10 protein-coding genes are annotated in these 10,582 nt (G+C 62.1%); 3 read left to right on the plus strand and 7 right to left on the minus strand.

Annotation, left to right across the window (positions count from 1 at the left end):
• On the minus strand, positions 1–1,188 hold a 1,188-nt coding region (locus ABR948_RS26680; RefSeq protein WP_428123748.1), incomplete at its 3' end, for a CHASE domain-containing protein.
• 302 nt (positions 1,189–1,490) lie between these two features.
• Here ABR948_RS26680 and ABR948_RS26685 point away from each other — a divergent pair.
• The 3 genes from ABR948_RS26685 (at position 1,491) to ABR948_RS26695 (ending at position 4,858) form a co-directional block, all read left to right on the plus strand.
• Positions 1,491–2,657 (plus strand): ABC transporter substrate-binding protein, encoded by a 1,167-nt coding sequence (locus tag ABR948_RS26685; protein WP_428123750.1) that lies wholly within the window; start codon positions 1,491–1,493, stop codon positions 2,655–2,657.
• Positions 2,658–2,812: 155 nt separating this feature from the next.
• Positions 2,813–4,072: an alpha-hydroxy acid oxidase gene (locus tag ABR948_RS26690; RefSeq protein ID WP_428123753.1), complete on the plus strand. Its 1,260-nt coding sequence runs from the start codon at positions 2,813–2,815 to the stop codon at positions 4,070–4,072.
• 138 nt (positions 4,073–4,210) lie between these two features.
• The gene (locus tag ABR948_RS26695) at positions 4,211–4,858 is read left to right on the plus strand and encodes a hypothetical protein (protein ID WP_428123756.1); all 648 of its coding nucleotides are present in this window, start codon (positions 4,211–4,213) and stop codon (positions 4,856–4,858) included.
• Here the strand turns inward: ABR948_RS26695 and ABR948_RS26700 are convergent.
• The 6 genes from ABR948_RS26700 to ABR948_RS26725 form a co-directional block, all read right to left on the minus strand.
• Positions 4,843–5,547 (minus strand): ABC transporter ATP-binding protein, encoded by a 705-nt coding sequence (locus ABR948_RS26700; protein ID WP_428123759.1) that lies wholly within the window; start codon positions 5,545–5,547, stop codon positions 4,843–4,845. The genes ABR948_RS26695 and ABR948_RS26700 overlap by 16 nt on opposite strands.
• Positions 5,548–5,551: 4 nt before the next feature.
• On the minus strand, positions 5,552–6,322 hold the full coding sequence (locus ABR948_RS26705; protein ID WP_428123763.1) for an ABC transporter ATP-binding protein: 771 nt from the start codon (positions 6,320–6,322) through the stop codon (positions 5,552–5,554).
• A complete protein-coding gene (locus tag ABR948_RS26710) occupies positions 6,319–7,206 on the minus strand; it encodes a branched-chain amino acid ABC transporter permease (RefSeq protein WP_428123766.1) in 888 nt (295 codons plus the stop codon). The genes ABR948_RS26705 and ABR948_RS26710 overlap by 4 nt, the downstream gene beginning before the upstream one ends.
• A 122-nt stretch (positions 7,207–7,328) precedes the next feature.
• Entirely contained in the window at positions 7,329–8,213 is an 885-nt protein-coding gene (locus ABR948_RS26715; RefSeq protein ID WP_428123769.1) for a branched-chain amino acid ABC transporter permease, read from the minus strand.
• Positions 8,214–8,283: 70 nt separating this feature from the next.
• Entirely contained in the window at positions 8,284–9,537 is a 1,254-nt protein-coding gene (locus ABR948_RS26720) for an ABC transporter substrate-binding protein (RefSeq protein ID WP_428123772.1), read from the minus strand.
• Between the two features lie 50 nt (positions 9,538–9,587).
• A partial coding sequence (locus tag ABR948_RS26725) for a molybdopterin cofactor-binding domain-containing protein (RefSeq protein WP_428123774.1) occupies positions 9,588–10,582 on the minus strand: 995 nt, incomplete at its 5' end.

A 10,582-nucleotide genomic window follows, 5' to 3' on the forward strand; every position in this document is an offset into this window, starting at 1 on the left:
CAATTGTTCCAGAAAAAACGCCCGGTTCGGAAGCCCGGTCAGAATGTCGGTCTGCGCCAGCTCGAGAACACGCCGGTTCGCCAGTGCGAGCTGCCGCGAATTGCGGCTTGCGAGACCGAGATACACGGCCAGGAATGCCGTGATGACAATTCCGGCCGTGAGCACCGTCAGCGCGCGGTCGTACCGTGCGGTCAGTCGGCCGCGAGCGGCTGGAATAGCTTGCACTTGCCAGCTGGAATCTCCGATCTTGAGCGTCCCGGACCAGCACGGCTCCTTCGCGAAAGCTCGCCTCGACTGCTCCGTCTGCGCCGATGAATAATCCGGAACAAGTTGATATTGCGATCCGGCGCTGCTGGCCTGATCGGGCGCGTAGGCATTGATGACGATGGCGGAAGGCGCCGCCGTCACCGTCCTAACCGACTGCAGCAAGTGCGCCAGATCGAATATACCGACGACGAAGCCGGCCAGATTGCGCCGCCGATCGGCGATCGTGGTGCGTGACGTTCCCTTCACATAGACCGGCACACCAACCATCACGCCGTGGCTGCCACCCTTCAGATCATGATACAGTCTGGTAGGCAGCACGGTGACAGCGTCATTATCCCGCGCGCGCTCCAGCGCGGCCCACCGGACCGGGTCGGTTGAATAATCCAGCCCGTAAACCATCGAGGTTTTCGCCTCGGTTGAAAAGAAGACCGGGAAATAGAAATCGCGCTCAGGCGCCGGGGAGAGGTTGCCATCCGCAGCGAGGGCTTTGATCCGATAACCGGGGATGCCGTCATTGACGGCCGCGGCCTCATAGTCGGCACGCTCTTTCCGGTTGACCTTCGGCACCCAGCCGACGCGAAGGATCCCCGGATGATTCTCGAACAGACGGCCGCCGAAAACCTCGAACTCGCTGCGGGTAACGTCCTCGTTGGCCGATTCGAACAGGGTACGCAGCGTGACCAGCCGGCTGAGATATTCGTTGACCCCGTTCTGCATCTCGATCAATTCGGTGGCTGCGACACTCTCGAACTCGAGCCTGGTGACATGCTGCTCCCACCGTCCGACCGCATAGGTAGCGACCAGCGACAGCAAAAGGCCGACACCTGCTGCGACCAGCGCCGGCCGGTAGAGCAACGCAGAGGTTCGCCGCCGTTCGATCATGTCTCCCTGACGACTGCTGCCCAGGTGTCGATCGCTCATCTTCGTCCTTCGTCCGACCAGTGCAACGGCCACACAAAAACAGTCCGCTGCATAGGAAAGATCGGACGTGGATTTGGGTTAAAAAACCCACAAATATCAGGACCACTATCACCCGGTTTGACGGCCTTAGTTAACGATCGTCGCCACGGATAAAATTCAATCCACGTAGCTTTACGGGGACGGCGCGCGCAGTTCCATTGCGACATCAAACAAAAGGCCGCGAAAGATTAGCGAGACCTTCATCACGTGGAGATATCTTGCGGCGCGAGTGAACCACCTCTCGATCCTGCAGAAATATTGCGATGCACCGACTACGAACGACGATCTTCACCGGCCTTTCGATCCTGCTCGCGGCAGCTAGTCCGCTTCGCGCCTCGGCCGACGAGGTCGGCGTCAGTTCCGGCACTATTCTGTTCGGTCAGGCCGCCGCGCTCGACGGTCCCTCGTCGGCGCTCGGTCAGGGCATGCGGCAAGGCATTCTCGCAGCCTTCGCCGAGATCAACGCCAGGGGTGGCGTACACGGCCGCAAACTTGAGCTGATCAGCCGGGACGATGGTTACGATCCCGATCGCTCGGCCGCTCAGACCATCAAGCTGATCGAGGAGGACAAGGTTTTCGCGTTGATCGGCGCCGTCGGCACGCCGACGACGACCGCGACCGTTCCGATCGCGAAAGCCAAGAATGTACCGTTCATCGGTCCGTTCACCGGAGCTGGATTCCTCCGCGCGCCTGATCTGCACAACGTCGTCAATATTCGCGCCAGCTATGGCGCCGAGGCCGAGGCGTGGATCAAGCACCTGACCGAGGATCTTCATCTCAAAAGCATCGCGATCTTCTATCAGGACGATTCCTACGGTCGCGACGGCCTGGCCGGCGTCAAGCTTGCTCTGGAAAAACGCGACATGGAGTTGACGGCCGAAGGCACGTTCGAGCGTAATACCAAAGCGGTCGGTTCAGCCATGCGCACGCTCAAGCGCGCCGAACCGGAGGCCGTGGTCATGGTCGGCACCTATGGACCGTGCGCCGAATTCATCAAGCTCGCCCGCAAGAGCGGATTCAATCCGGTCTTCGTCAACATCTCCTTCGTCGGCGCCAATGCGCTGGCAAAAGAGCTCGGCCCCGAGGGTCAGGGAGTTATCGTCTCCCAGGTCGTACCTTTTCCATGGGACGCGTCGGTGAAGGTCGTCGCCGATTACCAGGCTGCCGAGAAGGCGCTCGATCCAGGTCTGAGGCCGGATTTTATTTCGCTGGAGGGATATCTCTCGGGCCGTCTCGTCGCCGCCGTGCTCGAAATTGCCGGACCGAACCCGACGCGCGCGGATATGCTGCGGCTCATCAACGACGTCGGCCAATTTGACATCAGCGGCGACGTCATCACGTTCGGGCAAAAACGGCGGGACGCTCCGGCTAAGGTTTTCCTGACCGTGATTCAGCCGGACGGCACCTTCAAGGCGGTCGATCGCCTTTAAGAGCAAGCCGAGGGCGGGTCGCGCCGGCCAAACCCCGCTGCCAAAAACCGCTGCCAGCATTCGTTGCGACACCAGGCGCCGTCCATGGCTTCCGGACCACCCCGCCGGCTGCTATCATCCCCGAACAAGAAAAACAGTTCAGGGAGAAAATTCCAATGACGACACCGATCGTGCGCGCCACCAGCCGCCGTCGTTTTCTGCAATACCTCGCCGGCGGTCCGCTGGCCGCATCGGGCGCGCTGTCGGCTTACGCCGCGGAAACACCGTCCAAACTGCCCGATCCGATGATATGGGCGCCGCCGGGCAGCGGCGACCTCATCAAAAGCCCGAAGGACGCGATCAACGTCTTCGAATTCGAGCCGGTGGCCCGCCAGAACACGCCGCCAGCGCATTTCGGCTACATGGCCTCCGGCCTTGACGACGAGGTGACGCTGCGCGCCAACCGCGATGGGTTCCTCAAATTCCAGCTCAACCCGCACCGCCTCAACGACGTGTCCAAGGTCGACACCAGCGTGGAGCTGTTCGGCACCAAATATGATTCACCGATCTTCGTGTGCCCGACCGGCGGCAACCAGTTCTTTCACCCGGACGGAGAGGTAGCCGTCGCCAAGGCCGCGCGGGTCGGTAATCATCTGCAAATTCTGTCGACATCTTCGAACTATTCCGTCGAAGACGTCACCAAGGCGCGCGGCGCGCCGATCTGGTTCCAGCTCTACGCCTCGCCGCGCTTTGAAGTGGCGCAGGCGCTGATCAAGCGGGCCGAGGCTGCCGGTTGTCCGGTCCTGATGGTGACGGTCGACCGTATCGCGGGCCGCAACCAGGAGACCATGTTCCGGCTGCGGCGCACTGATACGCGCGAGTGCGCGGATTGTCACGACCGCAGCAGCTTTGCGGGACGCTCGGTCCGGCGGCACAATTACGACGGCATCGATCTCTCCGGCATTACCGGAGGCGGCGAATCCTCGAATTTGTCCTGGGACACCGTCAAACGCATGCGCGATATCACGCGCATGAAGATCATGCTCAAGGGTATCGTCACCGCCGAGGACGCGGACCTCGCGGCGCAGAACGGGTTGGACGGAATTCTCGTCTCCAATCACGGCGGGCGCGGCGAGGACTACGGCCGCTCCACCATCGACGCACTGCCGGAGATCATCGCCGCGGTGAAGGGACGGATGCCCGTGATCGTCGACAGCGGATTCCGCCGCGGCACCGATGCCGTCAAGGCGCTCGCGATGGGGGCGCAAGCGGTCGGCATCGGCCGGCCTTATCTCTGGGGGCTGGGCGCCTTCGGCCAGGAAGGCGTCGAGCGCGTGCTCGAGATCGTCCGGACCGAAACCCGCACCGCCATGCAGCAATGCGGCGCGCGCTCGGTCAAGGAGCTCACTCCGGGCTTTGTGCGCCGGGCGACCTGAGGTCCGGATTGAACCCGACGGCGGGGTGCGACGACAGCTGGAGGCCATGGATTCCATTGCCTCCTTGTCCTCCCCTGCAGTATCCGCCTTGTGGCGCATGCTAACGCCGGCCTCGGCGCACGTGAGGGAAATCTTCGCATGAGCGCGCTGAGCCGGGGTTATCGGGCCATGACCGCGGAAGTCGGCGCCGGTACCGCGCGGCTGACCGTATTCCTGACCGTCCTATTTATCTTCGCGTTGTTGTTCGGGATCGCGTGTCTGGCCGGTGTGCGCCCGACCGCTACGCTGCTCGAAACCGGGCAAGCCCAGCGCGCATTCGAAGCCGTCAAGCGGCATGCGGGACCGCGCATGCAGGTGCGGAATGTGAACGTCAAGCCAGGCGAGTTGACCGTCTGGGCGATGGACCCGGACATGTCGCCCTGGCGCACGACGCCGGGGTCGCGCCAGCACAGCGCCCACACCTATTACGTCTCTGGCGTGTTCGAACAGAGCTGGCGCGTCAGGCGTTGGAAGGTGTTTTGGGGCGAATGGTATTGGGTCTCCGGCCCTGAGCCCGAGGGACGGATCGAGGAGAATCGTGGCCCTGCGTTCGATCTGCAACCCAGCGACATTCCGGATTTGCCGGCATTGGCCAAAAAAGCCGCACGCACCATCGTTGGAGACGCCCCCGCAGAATTGATGGAAGTGAAGATCGATTCAAAAGACGCGACGGTCTGGCTGAACTCGTCGAAGGGCATCTCCTGGGTCTCGCTGGACCGGCAAACCCTTGGTCACACCGAGCAATAGCGCTCCTTGATCTCGTTATCGGCCAACAATTCGCTGGCGGCGGCCTGGTGCACCACAGCGCCCTGATCCAGCACATAGGCGCGGTCGGCGATATCGAGCGCCAATTCCACATTCTGCTCGACCAGCAGCACGGTCGTGCCCTGCGCCTTCATGGCGCGAAACAGCTCGAACATTTCGTCGACCAGGACCGGCATGATGCCTTCCGAGGGTTCATCGAGCATGATCAAATCCGGCTTGGCGATCATCGCGCGCGCGATCGCGAGCATCTGCTGTTCGCCGCCGGACATGGTGACGGCTTCCTGGTCCAGACGCTCGGCCAGCCGCGGGAAAATCTCGGCGATGCCCTGGATCAGCTCGACTTCCCGCTTCTTTTCGGGAGATGCCACCAGGCCAAGCCGCAGATTCTCCCGCACCGAAAGCCCCTGCACGATACGCCGCTCTTCCGGCACATAGGCGAGCCCGAGCGCAAAGCGCATATGCGCCGGCGCACTCAGCAAATCCCTGCCCTTGAAGATCGCCGACCCCCTGGTTTTTTCCATCAGGCCCATGATCGACTTCAGGGTCGTGGTCTTGCCGGCGCCATTGCGGCCGATCAGGCAAACGATCTCGCCCTTGGCAACCTCGATATTGATGTCCTGCAGCACGTGGCTGGCGCCGTACCAGGCGTTGAGATTGTTGATCTGCAACATCGGCTCAGTGCTCCCGCTGGCCAAGATAGACCCGCTTCACCGCCTCGTTGCGGCGAACCTCCAGCGGCGTGCCTTCCGCCAGCAATTCACCGTGATGAAGCACCAGAATGCGGTTACTGATCCCCAGCACCAGTTTCATCTTGTGCTCGACCAGGATGACGGTGCGTTCGCCCGCAAGCTTCACGATCAGATCCATCATGATGCGGGTTTCCTCCGGGCTCATGCCCGCGGTCGGCTCGTCCAGCAGCAACAGCCGCGGCCGGCTCGCCAGCGCCATGCCGATTTCCAGCGCGCGCTGCTCGCCATGCGCCAGCGTCTTCGCGGTTCGCTCACGGGATTCCCATAATCCGACCAGCGCCAGCAATTCATCGGCCTGTTCGGTCAATTCGTGAAGCCTGGCGCGCGGTCGCCACATGTCGTAGCGCGACACCAGCGCCTGCAGCCCGACGCGGATGTTCTCGCGCGTCGACAGCTGCGGAAACACATTGGTGATCTGGAACGACTTCGCGACGCCCATATGGGCAAAACGATGCTGCGGCAATCCCGTGACGTCGCGGCCCTCGAACTCCACGCTGCCACTCGACGGCACCAGCGCCCCGGACAGCAGATTGAAATAGGTGCTCTTGCCCGCACCATTGGGGCCGATGATCGAGGTGATCGCGCCCTTGGTGAATTCGGCCGAGATATTGTTCAGCGCCACGAATTTGCCGAACATCTTGCCCACCCCCTTGGTGCGCAGGATCACCTCTTGCGATGACGCGGTGGCTGCCGTCATGGCTTGCCCCGCGAAATGATCGTGCCCCAGATGCCGGCCGGGAAGAACAGCACGCATACCATGAAGACGGCGCCGACAATCAGCTGCCAATGCACGGTCCAAAGCGAGACAAGATTTTCCAGCAGCAGAAACGCCGCCGCACCGACCATCGGTCCGAAGAAGGTTCCCATCCCGCCGAGCAGCGCAACCATCACGACAACGCCTGAGGTGTCGTAATGCAGGATTTCGATCGGCACGATCGAGAGGTGCAGGGCTTGCAGCGCGCCGGCCAGCCCGCAAAATCCGCCTGACAGCACGAATGTGATCAGGCGCGTCGCCGTCACGTCATAGCCGGAAGCCCTGGCACGGGTCTCGTTCTCCCGCACCGCTTCGATCACGGCCCCGAAGGGCGAGGCGAGGATTCGCGACAGCACGAAGAAGGCCGCGATCACGAAGGCCGCGATCACATAATAGCGCGTCAGTGGATGGATGAAATCCAGCTTGAGACCGAAGATATCGATGACACGGACATTGATGCCACGCAGGCCGTTCTCGCCGCCGGTCCAGTCGACGGCCTGGTAAAACAGGTAGTAGACGCATTGCGACAGCGCCATCGTCACCATCGCGAAGTAAATGCCCCGCGTGCGGATCGCCAGCACGCCGATCAACGCCGCCATCAACAACCCGCCGAGAACCCCAAGTGCGATGGCCACGAACCATGGCAGGCCGAAATGCGCAATCGCGATGCCACAGAAATAAGCGCCGGTTCCGAACAATGCGGCGTGGCCAAAGGACAACAGGCCGAGGTAGCCGTAGACCAGGTTGAAGCCGAGCGCGAACAGGCCGTAGATCAGGATGTTCACCGCGAGCGCGGTGAACGGCATCACCAGCGGAAACACCAGCACGACGAGGCTGGCAAGGCTGGCGCGTGGCGCGATGCGCGGTCGCGAACTGAAACCAGCTCATAGGTGCCGCCTGCGCCCGCAGGATAGGCTGGGTGATCTCGTTCATGCCCGGATTTCTTCCCTCAACTCATCAACCCGGCGCGGCCGAAGAACCCTTGCGGCCGGACGATCAGAACCACCGCCATCAGCGCGAAGATCGACACCTTGGCCATCTCAGGCGCAAACAGCGAGGTCATGCTGACGACCACGCCGACCAGAAGACCGGCCAGCACCGCGCCCCCGATCGAGCCCATGCCGCCCACCACCGTGACGACAAAGGCCTCGGCCAGAATGGTCCCGCCCATTTCGGGAATGACGCCCTGAAGCGGCGCCGCCAGCAAACCCGCAAAACCCGCGATCGCGGTTCCGATGCCGAAAACGATCAGCCAGACCCGCGCAACGTCGACGCCGAGCACGCGCACGATCTGCGGATCGCGCGCGCCCGCCCGGATGATCAGGCCAAAACTGGTCTTCTCCAGAAACAGCCACAGCGCCAGCAACACCGCCGCGGTCGCGCCGATCACGAACAGACGATAGAGCGGGAAATAGCCGACCCCGATATTGACGGCGCCTTGCAGGATCTCCGGGGTGTCGAACGGATATCCGGTCTTGCCGAAGGCGATGCGAACCAGTTCGACCATCACGTAGCTCAGTCCAAACGTCAGCAGCAGCGGATAATCGATCCCCCGTCCATAAAGCGGACGGATCAGGAAGCGCTCGACGAGAAGACCGAACAGGCCGACCGCCAGCGGCACCGCGACCAGGCAAATCCAGAAATTGCCACCCAGCATCAGGATGTAAACCCCGACATAGGCACCGACCATGTAGAAGGCGCCGTGGGCAAAATTGACCACGGTCAGCATGCCAAAGATCAGGGAAAGGCCGATGGCGAACAGCACGTAGATCGCACCCAGCGCGAGGCCGGCGAACAATTGCAGCGCGATGAGATCGAGGCTCAGACCGGCCATGTGTTTCCTCTAACGCATCCGGGCAAACGCAAATGCGTTTGCCCGAATATCATGCTCAAACCAAAAGACATCAGGCCTTGTGTCCGAGCGCTTCGCAGGACCGCAGATTGGCCTCGTTGGGTTCGTCGGTGCTGACGACACTGAAGACATCGGACTCGTTCTTCATGTCTTTCGATTTCGACTGGATCACCAGCACCGACTGCACCGACTGATGATCGCATTTGCGATAATATTGCGGCCCCTTGTAGAAGTCATATTTGAGCGCTTCAAGGGCGGAAATCACCTTGTCGGTGTCGACGCTGCCGGCATTCTTGACCGCGGTGAGAACCGTCCGCACGCCGCCATAGCCAAGCGCGCCGTAATCGGTCGGCACCTTGCCGTCATACATCTTGCGGAAGGCATCGTTGAACGCCTTGGTGGATGCGAATTGATCCTCGATGCCCCAGTAGAACGAGCAACCGCCGATCACGCCGTCGAATGCCTGTGGCCCCGCCGCGATCCGGCTTGCATGCGAAAGCAGGGGCGCAATGATCTGGGTGGTCTTCTTGACGCCGAAATCGGTGGCCTGTTTCAGCACGATCTGCTGGTCGCGGCCGAAATTGCTGATGCACAGAATATCCGGCTTCAGCGCCTGGATGCGCGGCAATAGCGTCGAGAAATCGGAGGTGCCCAGCGGATGACGGATATCGCCGAGGTTCTCGATGTTGTAGGCCTTGCCGACTTCGAGGAAGCCGCGAACCATCTCGTGGCCGTAGGCATAATCCGCGGTGAGGAACGCGACCTTCTTGCCGAATTTCGAAAACGCGTAGCGGCCGACCGCGCCCGAGGTCAGATGCGGGTTGAGGGCCTCGTGGAAGGTGTATTTGCTGAAATCGGCGGCCTCGTTGATCGCATCGGACTGGCTGATCGAATTGAAAATGATGCCGCGCTCTTTGGTGACGTTGTTGATCGCAAGCTGAACCGCAGCCGAGAGACTGCCGACGACGAAATTCACCTTTTCCTTTTCGACCAGTTCGAGGGTGCGGGTCGCCGCCTCGCCGGGATTGAGCTTGTCGTCGCGCACCACCAGCTCCGCCTTGCGGCCGTTGAGGCCGCCGTCGTCGTTGAACTGGGCGATGGCGACCTGCGCCGCGCGCACCTGGTCCTGGGCTTCGGCGCCGTAGGGGCCGGTCAGCGGTACCGGAAAGCCGATCTTGATGGCCGCTTCCTGCGCCTGCAAAAGATTGATGCGAAACGGCGAGACCGCGAGTGCCGCGCCCCCGCTGACCGTCGTCAGCAGACGGCGCCGCGAAATCGATCCGGATTTGGTGATCTTCTTGGTCATGGCTTCCTCCCCTGAATTATATCGTATTTGGTTGTGTTGGCATCGACCGCTCAAATTCGCCCAAGCGCCGTCAGGATAACCTGCGGCGTCAGCGGAATCTCGGTAATTATCGCCCCGAACGGCTTGAGTGCATCATTCACCGCATTCGCCACCGCCGCCGCGGCCCCCGCGGTGCCGGCCTCGCCGGCGCCCTTGGCGCCCAGTTCGGTCTCCAGCGTCGGCGATACCACATGCCCGATATCGATATCGGGCATTTCGCCGGACATCGGCACCAGATAATCGGCCATGTTGGCGTTGGTCAGCTGACCGCGCTCGTCATAGATGCATTTCTCGAATAGCGCGGCACCGAGGCCCTGCACCACGCCGCCCCGGATCTGCTCGTCGACCAGTTGCGGATTGATGATGGTGCCGCAATCCTCCACCACCCAATGTCTCAGCAGCTTGACAAAGCCGGTGTCGGTGTCGACCTCGATCCATGCGGCCTGAACGCCGTTGGTAAAGGCAAACGGATATTCGCGGGGCACGAAATGGCGCGTCGCCATCAGTTCGGGCTGAATGCCCGGCGGCAAGGTATCGGGGCGGAAATAGACGATACGGGCGAGCTCGCGCAGCTCGATGCGCACGGCACCGTCATCGGCGTTCACGATCGCATCGTTGACGATGTCGAGTTCAGCGGGTGAGGCTTGCAGGATCGCGGCCGCGACATCCAGAATATTGCGGCGCAGGACCTTGGCGGCCTGAAGCGCGGCTTCACCGCCGATTCCAGCCCCGCGCGAGGCCCAGGTGCCGCCACCATAGGGCGTATTATCCGTGTCACCGAGAATGACGCGGACGCGCGCCATCGAAACCCCCAGCACGCTGCCGACGATCTGCGCGGTCAGCGATTCCGAGCCCTGCCCCTGCTCGGTGATGCTGGTCTGGCAGATCACCGAACCCTGGGCGTCGAGCCGCACCGCGACGCCGTCCTGCGACGAGATGCGCGCACCACCGACGCCGTAGAATGCCGCGCTGGGATTGGTGACCTCGATGAAACTCGCAATGCCGA

It is taken from the genome of Bradyrhizobium sp., from assembly GCF_050014615.1.
Classification (GTDB): Bacteria; Pseudomonadota; Alphaproteobacteria; order Rhizobiales; family Xanthobacteraceae; genus Bradyrhizobium.

Excerpts from the sequence above, each read along its gene's own strand:
- ABR948_RS26695 (WP_428123756.1), top strand. The coding sequence starts at position 4,211 with ATGAGCGCGCTGAGCCGGGGTTATCGGGCCATGACCGCGGAAGTCGGC.
- ABR948_RS26715 (WP_428123769.1), bottom strand. The coding sequence starts at position 8,213 with ATGGCCGGTCTGAGCCTCGATCTCATCGCGCTGCAATTGTTCGCCGGC.
- ABR948_RS26685 (WP_428123750.1), top strand. The coding sequence starts at position 1,491 with ATGCACCGACTACGAACGACGATCTTCACCGGCCTTTCGATCCTGCTC.
- ABR948_RS26705 (WP_428123763.1), bottom strand. The coding sequence starts at position 6,322 with ATGACGGCAGCCACCGCGTCATCGCAAGAGGTGATCCTGCGCACCAAG.
- ABR948_RS26690 (WP_428123753.1), top strand. The coding sequence starts at position 2,813 with ATGACGACACCGATCGTGCGCGCCACCAGCCGCCGTCGTTTTCTGCAA.
- ABR948_RS26700 (WP_428123759.1), bottom strand. The coding sequence starts at position 5,547 with ATGTTGCAGATCAACAATCTCAACGCCTGGTACGGCGCCAGCCACGTG.
- ABR948_RS26720 (WP_428123772.1), bottom strand. The coding sequence starts at position 9,537 with ATGACCAAGAAGATCACCAAATCCGGATCGATTTCGCGGCGCCGTCTG.